Source organism: Gottfriedia endophytica (assembly GCF_017814275.1).
In the GTDB taxonomy this organism is placed as follows: Bacteria; Bacillota; Bacilli; order Bacillales; family Bacillaceae_G; genus Gottfriedia; species Gottfriedia endophytica.
The window spans coordinates 143,096-158,571 of the sequence record NZ_JAGIYQ010000007.1 but is presented as its reverse complement, the minus strand read 5'-3'; the positions used below and the strand labels follow the sequence as shown (position 1 = coordinate 158,571).

General features: G+C 28.8%; 19 protein-coding genes and 1 pseudogene. 17 read left to right on the top strand and 3 right to left on the bottom strand.

What is annotated here, in order from left to right; all coding sequences use genetic code 11:
- Positions 1 to 134: 134 nt before the first annotated feature.
- Positions 135 to 563, bottom strand: a pseudogene (locus J5Y03_RS12295) (tyrosine-type recombinase/integrase); the annotation flags it as partial.
- 123 nt (positions 564 to 686) lie between these two features.
- Between J5Y03_RS12295 and J5Y03_RS12290 the strand changes: the two are divergent.
- From J5Y03_RS12290 to J5Y03_RS12240, 11 genes are all read left to right on the top strand, one after another.
- Positions 687 to 1,124 (top strand): hypothetical protein, encoded by a 438-nt coding sequence (locus J5Y03_RS12290; protein ID WP_209406043.1) that lies wholly within the window; start codon positions 687 to 689, stop codon positions 1,122 to 1,124.
- Between the two features lie 36 nt (positions 1,125 to 1,160).
- Positions 1,161 to 1,538 (top strand): ArpU family phage packaging/lysis transcriptional regulator, encoded by a 378-nt coding sequence (locus J5Y03_RS12285; RefSeq protein WP_209406041.1) that lies wholly within the window; start codon positions 1,161 to 1,163, stop codon positions 1,536 to 1,538.
- A 133-nt stretch (positions 1,539 to 1,671) separates the two neighbouring features.
- Positions 1,672 to 2,277, top strand: coding sequence for a hypothetical protein (locus J5Y03_RS12280; protein ID WP_209406038.1), 606 nt, complete (start codon positions 1,672 to 1,674; stop codon positions 2,275 to 2,277).
- 662 nt (positions 2,278 to 2,939) lie between these two features.
- A complete protein-coding gene (locus tag J5Y03_RS12275; protein ID WP_209406036.1) occupies positions 2,940 to 3,428 on the top strand; it encodes a DUF2321 domain-containing protein in 489 nt (162 codons plus the stop codon).
- 89 nt (positions 3,429 to 3,517) lie between these two features.
- Positions 3,518 to 4,084 (top strand): hypothetical protein, encoded by a 567-nt coding sequence (locus J5Y03_RS12270; RefSeq protein WP_209406034.1) that lies wholly within the window; start codon positions 3,518 to 3,520, stop codon positions 4,082 to 4,084.
- A gap of 97 nt (positions 4,085 to 4,181) precedes the next feature.
- On the top strand, positions 4,182 to 4,673 hold the full coding sequence (locus J5Y03_RS12265; RefSeq protein ID WP_209406032.1) for a DUF2726 domain-containing protein: 492 nt from the start codon (positions 4,182 to 4,184) through the stop codon (positions 4,671 to 4,673).
- Positions 4,674 to 4,915: 242 nt separating this feature from the next.
- Positions 4,916 to 6,004, top strand: coding sequence for a hypothetical protein (locus tag J5Y03_RS12260; protein WP_209406030.1), 1,089 nt, complete (start codon positions 4,916 to 4,918; stop codon positions 6,002 to 6,004).
- Between the two features lie 111 nt (positions 6,005 to 6,115).
- Entirely contained in the window at positions 6,116 to 6,325 is a 210-nt protein-coding gene (locus tag J5Y03_RS12255) for a hypothetical protein (protein WP_209406028.1), read from the top strand.
- A gap of 40 nt (positions 6,326 to 6,365) precedes the next feature.
- Positions 6,366 to 7,001, top strand: a complete 636-nt coding sequence (locus J5Y03_RS12250; RefSeq protein ID WP_245208875.1) for an SLATT domain-containing protein — start codon at positions 6,366 to 6,368, stop codon at positions 6,999 to 7,001.
- Between the two features lie 620 nt (positions 7,002 to 7,621).
- Positions 7,622 to 8,467, top strand: coding sequence for a hypothetical protein (locus tag J5Y03_RS12245; protein ID WP_209406024.1), 846 nt, complete (start codon positions 7,622 to 7,624; stop codon positions 8,465 to 8,467).
- A 144-nt stretch (positions 8,468 to 8,611) separates the two neighbouring features.
- The gene (locus J5Y03_RS12240) at positions 8,612 to 9,043 is read left to right on the top strand and encodes a hypothetical protein (RefSeq protein WP_209406022.1); all 432 of its coding nucleotides are present in this window, start codon (positions 8,612 to 8,614) and stop codon (positions 9,041 to 9,043) included.
- A 491-nt stretch (positions 9,044 to 9,534) separates the two neighbouring features.
- Here the strand turns inward: J5Y03_RS12240 and J5Y03_RS12235 are convergent, their stop codons facing one another.
- Complete coding sequence (locus J5Y03_RS12235; RefSeq protein WP_209406020.1) at positions 9,535 to 9,924, bottom strand: RidA family protein; 390 nt, start codon at positions 9,922 to 9,924, stop codon at positions 9,535 to 9,537.
- 473 nt (positions 9,925 to 10,397) lie between these two features.
- Between J5Y03_RS12235 and J5Y03_RS12230 the strand changes: the two genes are divergently transcribed.
- The 3 genes from J5Y03_RS12230 to J5Y03_RS12220 all read left to right on the top strand — a co-directional run bounded on the left by J5Y03_RS12230 (position 10,398) and on the right by J5Y03_RS12220 (position 12,409).
- Positions 10,398 to 10,817: a GNAT family N-acetyltransferase gene (locus J5Y03_RS12230; protein WP_209406018.1), complete on the top strand. Its 420-nt coding sequence runs from the start codon at positions 10,398 to 10,400 to the stop codon at positions 10,815 to 10,817.
- Positions 10,818 to 11,380: 563 nt separating this feature from the next.
- Positions 11,381 to 11,821, top strand: coding sequence for a hypothetical protein (locus tag J5Y03_RS12225; protein ID WP_209406016.1), 441 nt, complete (start codon positions 11,381 to 11,383; stop codon positions 11,819 to 11,821).
- Positions 11,822 to 11,971: 150 nt separating this feature from the next.
- Positions 11,972 to 12,409 (top strand): hypothetical protein, encoded by a 438-nt coding sequence (locus tag J5Y03_RS12220; protein ID WP_209406014.1) that lies wholly within the window; start codon positions 11,972 to 11,974, stop codon positions 12,407 to 12,409.
- A gap of 312 nt (positions 12,410 to 12,721) precedes the next feature.
- Here the strand turns inward: J5Y03_RS12220 and lexA are convergent, their stop codons facing one another.
- Positions 12,722 to 13,369 (bottom strand): transcriptional repressor LexA, encoded by a 648-nt coding sequence (lexA, locus tag J5Y03_RS12215; RefSeq protein WP_209406012.1) that lies wholly within the window; start codon positions 13,367 to 13,369, stop codon positions 12,722 to 12,724.
- 135 nt (positions 13,370 to 13,504) lie between these two features.
- On the opposite strand from lexA, the gene J5Y03_RS12210 reads away from it, so the two are divergent.
- The 3 genes from J5Y03_RS12210 to sirA all read left to right on the top strand — a co-directional run bounded on the left by J5Y03_RS12210 (position 13,505) and on the right by sirA (position 15,453).
- Entirely contained in the window at positions 13,505 to 14,161 is a 657-nt protein-coding gene (locus J5Y03_RS12210) for a YneB family resolvase-like protein (protein WP_209406010.1), read from the top strand.
- A gap of 59 nt (positions 14,162 to 14,220) precedes the next feature.
- A complete protein-coding gene (locus tag J5Y03_RS12205; RefSeq protein WP_209406008.1) occupies positions 14,221 to 14,457 on the top strand; it encodes a DUF896 domain-containing protein in 237 nt (78 codons plus the stop codon).
- Positions 14,458 to 15,015: 558 nt separating this feature from the next.
- Positions 15,016 to 15,453, top strand: a complete 438-nt coding sequence (sirA, locus tag J5Y03_RS12200; protein ID WP_209406005.1) for a sporulation inhibitor of replication protein SirA — start codon at positions 15,016 to 15,018, stop codon at positions 15,451 to 15,453.
- Positions 15,454 to 15,476: the final 23 nt, after the last annotated feature.

Here is a 15,476-nt window from a genome sequence, read left to right as displayed (position 1 = left end):
GCCTTGATACTTATGGTATCAGGGCTTTTTTTTTTATCGGGCGTTTTAGTTCTATTTGACTGATTTATTTAAATGCCCGAAAAATGCCCGATTTTTTTTAAATAAAATTATTTAAGTACATTCTTCATATACTCCTAAAATTTATTAATTGAATCTTTTTCTATCTTTTTACTTATATGAGAATATACATCTGCTGTTATTTGCATACTCCCATGTCCAAGACGCTCTTGTAAATACTTCTTACTTGCTCCAGCTTCTAGTTGTAATACAGCATGGGTATGCCTAGTAGAATGGATTGGTAAATTAGGTAATCCTGCTTTTTTAAGTATTCTCTCAAATGCATTAAATAGACTAGACTTAGGCATGTAGTTTCCATCGTTTCTACAAAAAACTAAGTTTAAGTGAAAATGATAGAAATCATTTAATGCGGTTTTGTTCTGGTTTTGGTATATTTGATAAAAACGAAGACCGTTAGCCAGACCTTGACTTATGGTAATAATTCTTGTTGAATTATAATTTTTGGTATTACCAAATATTTCACTTGGATTTCTAGATGCTTCCTTACGTGGAAGACTAACTAAAGGTGAATAATACATAATTGACTTTTAATGTATAACAGAGATGAACAAGAATGTTAAATAGCCGATATAACAATAAACTTAAAAAGAAACGAGATGTTTAATTTTATGGGTTATAAAAATAGAGGTTCAGATCCGACATGCTTACTGTGGATTCTTAGGATTATTTCAATCTTCTGCTTATTCGGTGGGTTTTATATCCCATTTGTCCTCTTTTTGGTAACGGATAGTATCCGTATGTATGCATGGTGGAAAAAAGACCAAGAATACATTGCAAGAATGAAAAAATGGAAATACGAAGAAGAACTAAAGTTTCAAATGATGCTAGACACACTCACTACAAAAAGTTTAGTAACAGAAAAAATAGAGGCTTTTAAGAAGAATATCGCAAGACTTGAAAAAGAAATCATTGATAACAAGGATATGTATGAAAGATTTAAAATCTTTGACGATAAAAAGAAGATTGAAAGTAATGAAAAAATTTTAAAGGAATATGAAAATAAATTGAAACAAGTGGAAAAGAAATTACTAGAGATGGAAGACTAGAAGACTAAACAACTCCTGAATAATAGGGGGTAAAGAATGGAGCAATTATCTTTACTAGAAGTTGTCGATGAGAAAAAAGTAAGACGAACAGTAGTAAAAGAATTAAAACGTTACAAGGCTTTAAGGGTTGCAGTCACTAATAAAGATGAACAGGCCAATGAAGAAATGAATAATCTATTTCCTTCAATAATCGATAAAGAAAAGGAAAAGCGATTAAAAGTAAGGCAGATAGATCGCGCACTTAAATTTGCTTTAGACGAAATTGAACGTGAAATAATAGAGAAAAAATACTTGTCTCCTAATCGAGTGAAAGACATTAACTTATATATGGATTTAGGGTTAACTAAGGACCAATATTATGAGCATAAAAGACAAGCTATATTTTTGATTGCCACAGCACTCAACATTGTTTGAGTGTTTTTTTATGGCAAAATTACAAGAGTAAAAAGTTTATAGTGATAAAGAATTACTCCATAAGCAAATGGGAGGTTCATATTTAATATTTTCTTCGTATAGTCGATATAGAATGGGGAAAGGCGTGATTTAAATGAAAATAGGAAATAAAAGTTATTTAATTATTTTAATAGTTATTCTAGCACCAGTAATTATAAATTTCTTAATCAAAATACCAGATTTTGGATACTTAGTAGGTGATTCAAGTACTTGGGTTGGTTTTTTTGGCAATTACTCAGGTGGAATTATTGGGGGCATCGTAGCTTATATAATCGCAAATTTTCAGTATAAAAAAGAAAAAGAAACTAAAGAAGTAGAACTGAAAAAAACAAAAGAGGTTATAAAATATCATATTGAAACCTTAATTTATCCGGAGATTAAAATGAATTTAAATTTATTTTATGAAAAAAATGATACTTACGGTTTAAGTAGGAGTTTAAAGGAAATGTTTGATGAATTTCTAGATAGTCTTACCTATAATTACAGTACTGGAAAAAAGATGAATTTTACAATTATAGAATTTAAAGAATTTAAAACAATGGTATTCAGTCGATCTATGTTCATTGAAAAAGAGATACTAGAAATTTATAGGGTTTTTAAACTGCTTGACGGTAAAGATGGAATTTATCAATTAAGTTATTTGGATGCTAAATTTGCTAAAGAAACATTTGAAAAATGGGAAAAAAAGTTAAATAATTAGTAAGAAAAAAAGGGCTATTCTCAATTTGAGAATAGTTTTTTCAGTTTATTCGATAAAACTTCGACAAAATATAGGATAAAAATAGGGATAAAACAAGGGAAGTTTTGAAATTCATTAAACCTTAAACTTTTCTTATCAGCTAGCTATTAGTTGATAGGAGAAGCATAAACTCCTTTATCAATTATGTACTCGATTAACCGATGTTACTATGTAACTTAGCACTTTGTTGTCGTAGGTTAAAGGCGAGGCAAGGAGGTAAAAGCACTCCAAATTTTGTTTCTTGTAAAATGGATCTAGTTGGTTTTATTTTCGATTGGGTCTAGTTTAGAAGGAATAAAACCTCTTTTTGTCGAAGTAAGTAGATGAATAGGAAGGTGATACTATGAAAGATCCAGGAGGATGGGTTGGAGCGAAAGCTTTACAGAAAGACCCTGGTGGTTCAGTTGGTACAAAAGATTTGCAAAAAGATCCAGGTGTTTGAGGACTTTAATTAAATGGAAAGTATAATTAAATTGGTTGATTTTATTGTCATTTGTGGTTTAGTAGCAGGTATAAAGAAGTATATACTTGATTGAAAACATTCACCTATGTGAGTGTTTTTTTATTTAAAGGATTTTTTATGTGTTTGTCGAAATATACATATTTAGAAAGGACGTGAGAATATGAATAATTCTTATTATAGTACTGCTCAAATTTGTTTAAACGGGCATAATATTACAGCAAGATATGAAAATAGGGATAGTCGAAGTGCCGAATATTGCTCCGATTGTGGTGCAAAAACGATTACAGAGTGCACTAGTTGTAAATCCGATATCCGTGGTTTTTATAATGTTCCAGGAGTTGCTGTGTTAGGTAGAAAGTATATTGTTCCCGGCTACTGTCATAATTGTGGACAAGCCTATCCATGGACAGAAGCTGCTCTTATTGCAGCAAAAGAATTAGCTGAAGAAGTTGAGAATTTGACACCAAGAGAACGGGAAATACTAAGCCAAAGTATCGATGATATAGTAAGTAATGGGCCACGAACGGTAGTAGCAACTACAAGGTTTAAAAATTTGGCTTCAAAGTTTGTTCCATCTATTGCTACTGGATTTAAAGATATTCTTGTTGATGTAGTAAGTGAGAGTGTAAAAAAAAGTTTGTGGCCATAAATTAAAGCATCCATGCGGGTGCTTTTTTATTTCTCTATAAAAAGACCTACATATTACCGATAAATAGGTAGATGGAGGGAGAAGATACAATGATACTAAAAGGAAATAAACAAATATTAGAAGAACAATTTATTAGAAATGCAAGTTATCCAATAACTTGGGAAATTACTGCAATGGAATTGAAAAAATCTGCAGATATATTATTCAAAGAAGTTAAAATCGAATTTGAAAAAAATCTTCAACGTGTTTCTAAACCTATAGATGAATCTAAAGATGAGAAATTAGAATTGGATGACTTATTATCTGTTTCACGATCATATATGCTACTTAGTGGTTTTGCCATTGAAAATCTTTTAAAAGCAATAGCTATTAAGGGTAATCCAGAATTATACGTAGATGATGAAAACAAAAAGTTAACTGATCTAAATCACAATCTGAATAAATTAGTGGATAAACTAAATATTTCGGTTAACTCAGAAGAAAAGGAAATACTAGAAAAACTTAGTGAATATGTATATTGGGCTGGTAGATATCCTACACCTATTAATGCAAAAAAAATGAGTTTGGGTTTTTCATTCGATATTAACAGTGAACCAGTAATTATTAACAATATATTTAATCGTTTGATAGAATTACTTGGAACAAATTGGGCTTAAATATGGTATTTCAAAACCAACACGAACATGTATAAAAGTGCTTTAATATTAATGGACACCTAAATCACTTTCTATTAAAGAGAGGTGGAATTTTTAAGTGTATACTAGAGAAATGATGCTTCGTGACAGGTTAATTAGACAGGAACAAGAAAAAGAAAAAGAAAAATTATCCAAAGCAAAAAAAGAGAGGCTTTCTAGTTTTGACGATTATGAGTATAAATATCTGAAAATAGATAAAGATGAAGGACGTTCTAAGGGAGAAAAAGAAATATCTTTCTATTTAAATAAGTATAATATTACCTGTCAAAGAGAATATTGGTTCCCTGATTTAAAGTTACAAAAGCCGTTACGTTTTGATTTTGTAATTTTTTCAAATAATAGGCTTTTATTCTTATTGGAATACGATGGAGAACAACACTTCGAAGAAAAATCAGGATTCGGGGATTATGAAAAAGTATCAATAAGCGATAGAATGAAAAATGAATATTATAATGAGAAAGGGATTCCATTATTTAGAATTAGCTATAAAGAAAAAAATAATATTGAATCTATAATTAAAGGACTGTTGAAAAAATATGATTTAATATAATGAAAAAATTTTTTGAATTGTTATAGAAAGCATCCATTAGGATGCTTTTTTAGGTGTGAAGATCGAAGAATACCAAGCTGAAATGAAAAAAGAAGATTAATAAGGTTAAAATTAGACATCTCTTCGGAGGTGTTTTTTGTTTGTTTTATATAGCGAAGGTAAATAGACCTATTAAAAAAAAAGGATTTTAACCGATTAGGATATTTGGAGTAAGTTTTACAAATATATTTAAGGAGAATTGTATGAGTAATAATAAACTAATTTATTGTGTAATTTCTTTTTTTATTATTTTAAGTATGCTATGTACTACAAATTCTGCATACGCACAGGTTAGAAAGAAACAATTAATAAGGTCGGACGGTAATTTTAATGTTTATGAAGTGAGTGGAATTTCAAATAACTCTAAATTAGGGGATGAGATTTACGATATTATATGGAATGGTAAACAATGTTTAGCATTTAGTTCAAATTATTTAATGCAATCGAATGATTGTATTAATTGGGACTTAAAAAAGTATAAATGGAATGGTTATCCTTCGGTGGATAAGCTAGGGAATCCAGTCTACGATTTTGAGTTTAATAATGTAAATAAAATTGTTTTCAATGGGAAAATGTATGTTGCAGTTAGCGATCAAAGTTTAAGTTATTATAGTTACGATGGTATATCTTGGAATGCATCATTTGACGAATCTGATCGAGATCAATTTGAAAGATTGTACGACATCATCTGGACTGGAAAAGAATTTGTCGCTGTTGGAAGTTACTCTAGTGATAGAGGGTGGACGGAAAATAATTATCATACTGTTATTGTTAGTTCAAGTGATGGAATACATTGGAAAACTTTATATAGGGGTAATGTGAAAGGTGATATTTTTAATGCATTTAATGACATCTTAAAGATTCCGAGTGGATTTATTGCTGTAGATGAAAATGGATTAATTGTTAAATATGATTCATTAAATAATAAAATAACGACTTTCAAACTTCCGTTTACTGATCTCTATCTTAAGAAAACTCCTACTATTAATTCTATAGTCAATTACCAAGGGTCATATATTCTTTCTACATCTTATTCAACTTATATGACAACAGATTTTAAAACGTGGAAATCTTATCCACGAATTGATTTTGATCTATCTTTTACTATGAATAATAAATTATATGGTTTCCAAAAAGGATATGGTGACAATAAATTAAATGAATATTACAAAACTCGATATGATGTGTCACCTATAATAAAATTTTCGGAACTTAATAATTTACTTATGTTTAAGAATAAAGTGTTTCTTGTAGGAAAATATGCTCAATTTTATATTCTTGAAAAAAAATAATTTCTTGGTGGTATTGGTCACTAGAAACATTCACTTTTGTGAGTGTTTTTTTTATTTTATCTATAAAAAGACCTACCAATTACCGATAAATAGGTAGATGGAGGGGGAGAAGTGAATAAGATAGATTGGTCACCTATGAGATCAGTAATGAATCAATTGGCATTTAAGTTAGCGATTGGAATAGTTATTATGATGTTATTTGGAATTGTAATAGGTAGAATATGTGTATTAATAAAAATGCCTCAAGTAATTACAAATTTATGTACAATATCAGCAATATTTTTTGGTATGTGGATTTGGGCTAAGTTGTTTTTAAATTAGAGAGAATTTGATATTTTGATTGAATTGTGAGGTGATTGAATTGGAGATAAATTGGTTAGAAACTGAAAATATTTTTGAAAGTAGAATTGAAAAAGAATTCAAAGATTTAAAAAGGAGAATAAAAGCAACTAGGCAGTCAAGAATAGAAGCTTCAAAAAGGTTAAGAATGAAGCATAATTATTTTGAAAAAATAACTCATTTTTATTCTTTAGTTGTGTTAATTCTTTCTGTATGGTTTCTGAACCAATCAGGTCATACAGGTTTAGTAGCAGCAAAGGTTCTTCTTGTTTTATCTTTATCCTTAACGTATTTTACTATGTTTTTAAGTATGAGAAATTACAAAGAAAGAGCAGGAGATTTTGAAAATAACTATCAACAATTAGATGTTCTTATAAATAAAATTGATCGTTTTAAATCAGGCAATAAAGAATTAAATGATGAAACTTTAAAGGAATTTCAAAGGGAATATGAAAAGTTAATTATTGGAAAAGAGAATCACACAAATGTTGATTTTTATATTTCAAATGGTGATAATCGAGAAAAGTTTAAAAAAGCGATTTTGATCTACAAAACTAAAGAAAAAGTTTTAAATGTACTAATTGCAATGTATCCGATTCTGTTAATTATACTTATCTTTTTATTCTCAAGTTTAATGAAAATTATTAATAAATTCTAAGCATCCTTAATGGATGCTTTTTTATAAAGGAATTAGAAGTTAAACGAAATGAAATTATACAATCAAAAAATAAAGCACAAAAAGAGCCTTCTAATGAACCTTCACCATAGCAGAATTTTAGTATTGTTAGGATAAAGAACTAATTCAGTGCTTTAAGTTTCGGTTGAAAATGAAGTATATTTTAAAGCTATAGGATATTTTGATACTATACAAAAGTACTATTCAAACTGTAGTTATAAAGACCGAAAATAAAATAGGTATACGTTTTAGAAAGTCTCATCTACTTATGTGATAGAAATCTTTCTGTGATTAATTACATAGGAAGAAGGGGAAAATAAAAAATCGTTAATTGTTACAGACTTAGTAAGAAGCTTTACTCTAGGTTCTTTTACACTCAGCATTGTTACTATTGCAATAGTTTCATAATCTGAAATTCAAAAACAGATAATATCTTTATAAACAAAATGGGGATTATTCGAATTGGACTAAAACAAACGTGTTGGAAATATAAAAGTAAGTTTTGATGCTGATAGTCTATTAAAAGTAGTAATAAGTAACTTTAAAAATTTTTTTACAAATAATTGATAGATGTAGAAACAAAAATTTAAAGGGGTAACGTGATGAAGGAGATATTATTTTTTTTACTTTATTTGTTTATTATTGCAATTAGCTTAGGATTATCTTTTTTACTATTAAATAAAGGGATTTATCCGTTATTAGAATATAGTAGTAAGAAAATTTCTACATGGTTATTGACTAAAATTAAAAAGGGCCATCAAAGAATCCTCATATTTTGTGAGATTATATTTATTTTAATAATATTGGTTTTTATTTGTGGAATAGCTTTTACTTGGATTAAAGGTAGTAATAAAGACATAATTTTAATTGCGATGACAATTTACTTTGTGATGGTTATATTTTTATCCACTTTTATTTTGCAATTAAAAGAAAAAATAGGCAAGTTTAAATATGACAGTATATTAAAAAATATAATCCATAAAATCAATAAAGATAATTACTTTATTAGTAGGCTTTCTATTTTGTTTGGGAAAACTAGTTTAGGATTAATGTTACTTGTTCTAGTGATATACGTTTTATTAATAGGAGTAACTCGTATTAGTCATATTCCGTATCAAGCATATTATTTTAGTTTAATATTTATTCCAATAGGTCTTGCTGGGTGGGTATACTTAAATACTTTTGATAAAACATCCCAAAATTTCAGAAGGATACTAGCTTATTTATTGCTTTTTGTAATTTCCTTTGGAAAAAGTTTTAATGACTTTAAAGTATTGTTAAATATTGAAAAAAAGAACCCCTTTAATGATTACTTGATTTGGATCATTTTGACTGTCTTTATTGCTATAGATAGATTAGCAAAAAGTATTATAGACGATTATACTGAATTTAAAAAATCTAAGACTGTAGAAAAAGAAGAGATTAAGCCGCAGAAGTTAAGTGAATAATTTGATTATTTGAAACATCTTTAAATTTCGTTCGGCCCTTCTGTTGTATGTATATTTAGATTTTTCTGAACTGAAGGATAAATTATGAATTGGTAATAGTCCAAACTTTATACAATATTTATTATATTACTACAAAATGAGGAGATGATTATTATATTAGCTAATATATTTCAGCTTGTAGGAGCTATTTTGCTAGTATATATGGTAATTGTAAGAAGCGTTGAAGATTATAGAAAAATGATAGTTATAATAACTCCTGTTAAAGGTGAGATTCCAGCCAAACTAAAAGAACTTTATATAGAAACTTGGTTTTTTAGGGTGGGATTGATTTTTGTAACTATAGGTTATGGATTGGCACTTTTTAATATTGATGTAGCATATTTAAGTAAATTAAATGGTATTATAAAGATAATAGTTTTGTTATTATTAATTTTTTTTCTCCTTATTATAGGACTTATACTTGTAAGAAAATGTTCTGATAATGAGTTTAAAAAAAAGGCTAAACCGTATAATCCTGAAGATTCTAATTATAAACCACAATTAGGTGAAATATGGTTTAATGATAAAAATGAATAATAGCTAATATACTATTTTTTTAGAAAAGTATTTTGTAGATAAATTGTATTACATTAAAACCTGAAACAAGATTAGTAAGTACGATTAATAAAATTTGTGTATCTTATCAAGCGGATGTAGTATTAACATCATCTCTTTCTGTATATGTTACTTCTGGTTTTCTAAGTGCAGATTGAAAAACTCTAAAAGTATCAAAAATTCTTTAGTAACTTATTAGGTAGTTACACTGTAAGTATTAATCATGGGCTTAAAACTTCTGAATTTAATACAGTACCAGTGACAATTATGTATCTCATTCCTGAATTTGCTATAGAGAATTAAAATTATGTTCCAAAATGTATCCTCTCATACAGGGGAAATTTAAAGAGAGGATTAAATGTAATAGTTTAAAAAATAAAAATAACCCCTTAAGTACTATAAGTAACGAAGGGGTATTTTTATATCAAAAATGTTGAATGGCACTAGTTCTTGATTATTTATTTACTAATTTTTTATGGACGAGCCGCCCAAGCTTCAACTTCTACCTTTAAAGCTGGTTGAGCCAAAGCAGAAACATAAGCAAAAGTAGTAGATGGTGGATTACCTTTATGGAATTCATTCCATATTGAAGTAAATTGAGCTCGATCAATCGACTCAGTTAACCAGATATTTATTTTAACTATTTCTTCTGTTGTTATGCCTTCACTACTTAAAATAAGTGAAATATTATGTAAAGCATTTCTTAATTGTTCTTCTACTTCTACAGGTATGTTTCCATCACAATCTATTCCAACTTGCCCTGATAGAACAAGGATATCCATGTCCTTTGGCAAAATTGTAAGATGTGAATAAGATCCAACTGGAGGTGCAACATTCTCAGGGTTTTTACGAATGATTTTCATAACTTTTCCTCCTTATATCATTTGGATAATTATACCATGCGCTAAGGAGGAGGTATCAAATAAAAAAATACATGTTATTTAATTTGAAAAAATGTCTGAACATCTTTCATTTCAAACGTATTATGATCGATTTTTTGATTTCTTTAATCGATAAATCAAATATTCAGGAAAAAGGATAATAGAAATGAAAAACAAAATCATAGAGAAAAAGAGAACTCTTCTGTGCCAATTTAAACTGTATTTTTCAACTAAACTAGAAGCGAGTAAAGCAGCCACGAAATATTTCAATTAAATCATTCCTTTTTTCTCTTAGTTTAACGTAAAAATTAATAATCATACGGATTATAGGAACTATAAATCACTTATTTTAAATTAAGAAGGAGATTTTGAAGAAAAGTAAAATTAGTATAGATGAAATAAATTCTAATATATACGTTGAATATATCTAGATAAATGAAAGTGAGAGTGGAAGTTTGAAAATAAGAGTTGCGAGTAAATTAGATTATCCTGAGCTAAGAAATATTTACTTAGAATCACGTCGGAAAAGTTTTCATTGGGCTAATAGTGACGAAATGACATTAGAAGACTTTGATAAAGATACTGTAGAAGAATACATCATTTTAGCAGAAGAAGATGGTCAAATTCTTGGCTTTGCTTCATTATACTTGCCTGATGATTTTATACATAATTTATTTGTTCATCCAGGCTTCTTTGGTAAAGGTGTAGGTCGTCAGTTGCTTCAATCTTCAATAGATAAAATGAACAAGCCTATACGATTGAAGTGTGTATCTGAAAACTATAAAGCAATGAGTTTTTATGAGAACAATGGTTGGATGAGAGTAAGTGAAGAAGGGAAACAAGGAGAAAGATATTGGGTGATGGAGTATAAATGAAAACTTTCATTTCTCATTTTATGTAAAAGTTTCTCTAAGATAAGCAATGGAAATTTTAAAATCAAAAATAGTAAGAGGCGCATTTCTCTAATTTAGAGGCGCCTTTTTTCATTATAAAGATTTTATCAATAGGTTATATCATCAGATAATAATTTGTTCACAACATTATCTGTTCACAACATTATCTGTTACTTCATCTCTTACTTTCTTAGAAAAAATAATATAAATTGTTTGATCAGGAGCAGGATTATTTGAAACATACTCAATTGGTTTTAGGAAGGTAGAATAATGTGAGTTTTTGTAAATCGTTTCTAATACAAAACTGATTCCATTATTTTTATATAAGAGTTCGACTAATTTATTGACACTGGTGAACGAAGTATGGGCCGGATTGGAGAAAAGATTGTAATGTGTTTAAAACTTTAATAAAGTCTGGTCTTTCAATTGTCTTAGGTAATAAAAACTAATCAAATGCATGTGTATTTAGTTATACTTTTGTTTACTTTAATAAGTAGATGATTTTCTTTTGTTTTAGATAGTAAGACAAAAACTGGAGTGCTGTGATGAGTAATATTAATGATATTAAAGATAAAATTACTGATTGGATAATGGGATTTCAACAACAATTGGAGACGAGTGAGAAAGAGTTAAAACAAAGCAAAGAGGAACTAAATAATGCCAAAAAGGAATTAGAGAAATTACAACCTTTTGCTGATTTTAAGAAGAGTGTGTTAATGAATGTTTCATATCAATACACGAATGAAAGTCAATTTGTAACAAAAAATTTAAATGAGTTTGATATGAATGTTGAATTGCAAAAAACGAATCTTAATGAAGAGATTAAAGGTTTTGAAAAAAAGATGGACGAATTAACAAATGAAATCACTTATTTAAAAGCAGTTATTAAAGAAGCAGAAAATACTTATAAGAAGAAAACTGGAAAAAAATTATTAAATTCAACGGGAAATATTAAGGAAACTAATCAATCAACACCTCAAGAGTAAATAAAAATTACAATTCATTTAATCTAAAGCCCTCGGCAATATAAATGCCGAGGGTTATTTTATTGAGAATAACCCTCACTAAATAATGATATTATTACTATTTTATGAATATAAATGTTTATACAACTATTAAGAAATGGAGGGGGTACAATGGAATTTAGAAATGATTTTATACAAAAGACGAAAGAAATCTATAAAAATTCAGTGATTAAAAATATAGCGTATCATAAAATTTGTAACACACTCGAATCATATTTTTTAGAATTGAAGGAATCATTAAAGCGAGAAATTGAAGTAGCAAGTGGAGAATTTGATATTAAAATTATGAAATACGAAAAAATTGAAGTAAATTTAAATCAAAGCCAGTTAGTGATCGAAATTGATGGTTTTCAAGTAAATATAAATGTAAAGTACTATGATGATCTAAAAAATGAACAAATTGATAAGAGAATTGACAGACTATTTTACACTAATGGAGTCTTTAAAAGTGAAGTGTTTCAAACTACATTTACGAGAAGCTTAATAGACAATTATTTAGCAATCGCATTTCGCAAAGCAATAGATGAACTGTCTGATAGTTCGGATTGATATAGATAGAGGAAAAATAATAATGAATGATAAAGAGAAGAAGTTTCAATTAATATTATGGGTAAGTGCAGTTCTAGGGTCACATATTATGTTTTTTCTAATAAAGCTAATTTGGAATGATATCTCTTACTCATATATAATGATATTGTTATTAATCAGTTTCGTAATAAACTTCCTCATTTCCTATAAAAGGGAACGACGAAAATCATTAGATAAATAAGAGGAAATACCGATAAATTGAACTTATATTTAAATAAATCCACTGGATAAAAAGAAGAGCAGAAATAATTTCTAGCTCTTCTTTTTATCCAATTAATGATAATTACGATAAACACCAATTACTTTTCCAAGGATTGATACTTGCTTTAATAAAATAGGGAACAAAGCATCGTTTTCTGGTTGTAATCGGAAGTGATCGCTTTCTTTATAAAAACGTTTTACAGTTGCTTCACTTTCTTCTGTCATTGCGACAACAATTTCACCATTCTCAGCAGTGTATTGTTTTTTTACAATGACATAGTCCCCATCTAATATACCTGCATTAATCATACTATCGCCTTCAACCCTTAGCATGTATACTTGATCGCTTGAAGGTGCGATTGAAGTAGGAAGAGGAAAATACTCTTCTACATTCTCAACAGCAGTAATAGGAACACCAGCTGTAACTTTACCGATAACTGGAATGTTCATAACATTGTGTAGTTCTTGTGAAGGTGAAAATGGTATGTCGTTATCTAATGAAGTATTTTCACCTAAAATTTCAATTGCACGTGGCTTTGTCGGATCTCGGCGTATGTAACCTTTGTTCTCAAGACGTTCTAGGTGTCCATGTACAGTAGAGCTAGATGCTAAACCAACAGCTTCAGCGATTTCACGAACAGAGGGTGGATACCCTTTCGACTTAACTTCTTCTTTTATGAAATTAAGAATTTCGGATTGTCGCTTTGATAGCTTGTTCATTTTTTTTCCCCCTTTTCTCATTAAGAAAACGTTCCTCTTTATTTTCTTAATTATATCATGTTAGTATAGGTGATACAAACATTAGTTCTATTTTTTGGAATTATTTAAAGATGTTCGTATGGAGGAGAACAAGTTTTGAAAGCGATCATTTACGCCAGAGTTAGTACAGATAAAGCTTTACAGGAAACATCTCTTAAAAGACAAGTAAGTGAACTAGAACAATTAGCAGAACAGTTTCATTTTGAGGTCGAAGAAGTTATTACTGAACAAGCAAGTGGGTATGAAGTTGAACGAGAAGGTTTGTTAAAACTTTTTGAAGTGATTAAACAAAATGAAATCGAAGCAATATTGATACAAGATGAAACAAGGTTGGGCAGGGGACATGCAAGAATTGCAATCCTACATTATTTAAAAAAAGAAGGTGTCCGCATCTATACAACTGCCCAAAATGGAGCTTTTCATTTAAGTGAAAGCGATGAAATGGTATTAGAAATACTAAGTATTGTTGAAGAATATCAACGTAAAATTCATAATATGAAAATAAAACGTGGTATGAAAAAAGCTGTTGAAAATGGGTACAAACCACAGCGTAATTTAGAAGGAAGTATAAATGCTGGTGGAAGAGAGAAATTAGAATTACCAATAACAGAAATTGTAAGATTACGTCAAAATGAATTAACCTTTGAAGAAATCGCAGCTACCTTAAGAGGGTTTGGATATGATGTATCAAAAGCAACAGTAAATAGAAGATACAGAGAATATATTAATGAAGTTTCTAAGATTGAAAGCTAACAAAGATTCATGTAATATATCATTTATGTATAAAAAATATTATCAAAGGAGAATGTCCGATGATTCAAGATAAATTAAATCGAATAAATGAATTAGCAAAAAAAGCAAAAACAACAGGATTAACGGAAGAAGAAAAAATTGAACAAGCTGAATTACGTAAAGAATATTTAGCAGACTTCCGTTCTCGTATGATGGACCAATTAACATCAATTAAGGTTGTTGATGAAGAAGGTAAAGATGTTACACCTGCAAAATTAAAATTAGCAAAAGCAATGAAAAAGAGAACGTTAAACTAAGTAGGAGAAAAATCTCCTGCTTTTTTTATTATTTCAGCATTCTTTATTAAATAATCTGTATTAGATTTAAACATTCGTCAAAGGTTCATGAATAGTATGAACTTATAACTAATATGATTTTGAAATTATCTACTTAATACTTTTAAAATGTCTTTTCTAAAAGATTGTTGTTAATAAAGAGGTTTTTGTTAAAACAACTACTGATCATAAAGTTGATTGGAGCGGAAGGTGCGAGACTCCTGTGGGAGCAGCGGGAAATGTAAGACCCCACAGGTGCGATTGAGACGAGGATGCTCACCACCCGCTCCACGGAAAGCGAGCATCATGGAGCGGAAATAAACTTATCACCATCTTGAATAGCAAAAAGGCTTAGAAAAAAGCCTTTAATAAAAATTTAATGGAAAAATTGTTAAAAACATGCTCAATACTCAAAAAATGATAAAAAAGGTGTTATATCGACAAAACTAGTGATTTTTCTACCTCTAAAACAGACAATCATTGTAAATAAACTATTTTATAATATGCATTACAATGAATGTATTTTGGGGGTGGACAAGTTTGAGAAATTATATGATTTACTTAATTAGGAAACCACTTTCGATCGAATATTATGGAAAAGAACAAAAAATATATGAACTTGTACGTGAATATACTCGTTCAAATTCTGACCTAAAAAAAATTATTGAAAAACAGATTGAATTTATTTCAGAACCAATACCATTATTCGAATTGTATTCATATATTAAAGAAAACAATGCTTATCCTACTAATTATATAGAAGAAAGCGAGCAGTTCAGTGTAATTTTGAAAGATGAAGGAACAGCTTATTTAAAAATAAATCCACAGGAATTAATTCTCTCTGCAAGTGGTACAATAGATGCAGAAACCACTTTTTTTGAGTTGTTGCGTAAATTCCGCTCAACATTTCTTGCGATTGATGTTGAACATAATCGATTTGGATGGTTACGTCCAATCACTCAACAAAGTTACATCTAAAGGAAAACATGATTAACACTTGT

Excerpts from the sequence above, each read along its gene's own strand:
- J5Y03_RS12290 (WP_209406043.1), top strand. The coding sequence starts at position 687 with ATGGGTTATAAAAATAGAGGTTCAGATCCGACATGCTTACTGTGGATT.
- J5Y03_RS12285 (WP_209406041.1), top strand. The coding sequence starts at position 1,161 with ATGGAGCAATTATCTTTACTAGAAGTTGTCGATGAGAAAAAAGTAAGA.
- J5Y03_RS12280 (WP_209406038.1), top strand. The coding sequence starts at position 1,672 with ATGAAAATAGGAAATAAAAGTTATTTAATTATTTTAATAGTTATTCTA.
- J5Y03_RS12275 (WP_209406036.1), top strand. The coding sequence starts at position 2,940 with ATGAATAATTCTTATTATAGTACTGCTCAAATTTGTTTAAACGGGCAT.
- J5Y03_RS12270 (WP_209406034.1), top strand. The coding sequence starts at position 3,518 with ATGATACTAAAAGGAAATAAACAAATATTAGAAGAACAATTTATTAGA.
- J5Y03_RS12260 (WP_209406030.1), top strand. The coding sequence starts at position 4,916 with ATGAGTAATAATAAACTAATTTATTGTGTAATTTCTTTTTTTATTATT.
- J5Y03_RS12245 (WP_209406024.1), top strand. The coding sequence starts at position 7,622 with ATGAAGGAGATATTATTTTTTTTACTTTATTTGTTTATTATTGCAATT.
- J5Y03_RS12240 (WP_209406022.1), top strand. The coding sequence starts at position 8,612 with ATGATTATTATATTAGCTAATATATTTCAGCTTGTAGGAGCTATTTTG.
- J5Y03_RS12235 (WP_209406020.1), bottom strand. The coding sequence starts at position 9,924 with ATGAAAATCATTCGTAAAAACCCTGAGAATGTTGCACCTCCAGTTGGA.
- J5Y03_RS12225 (WP_209406016.1), top strand. The coding sequence starts at position 11,381 with ATGAGTAATATTAATGATATTAAAGATAAAATTACTGATTGGATAATG.
- J5Y03_RS12220 (WP_209406014.1), top strand. The coding sequence starts at position 11,972 with ATGGAATTTAGAAATGATTTTATACAAAAGACGAAAGAAATCTATAAA.
- lexA (WP_209406012.1), bottom strand. The coding sequence starts at position 13,369 with ATGAACAAGCTATCAAAGCGACAATCCGAAATTCTTAATTTCATAAAA.
- J5Y03_RS12205 (WP_209406008.1), top strand. The coding sequence starts at position 14,221 with ATGATTCAAGATAAATTAAATCGAATAAATGAATTAGCAAAAAAAGCA.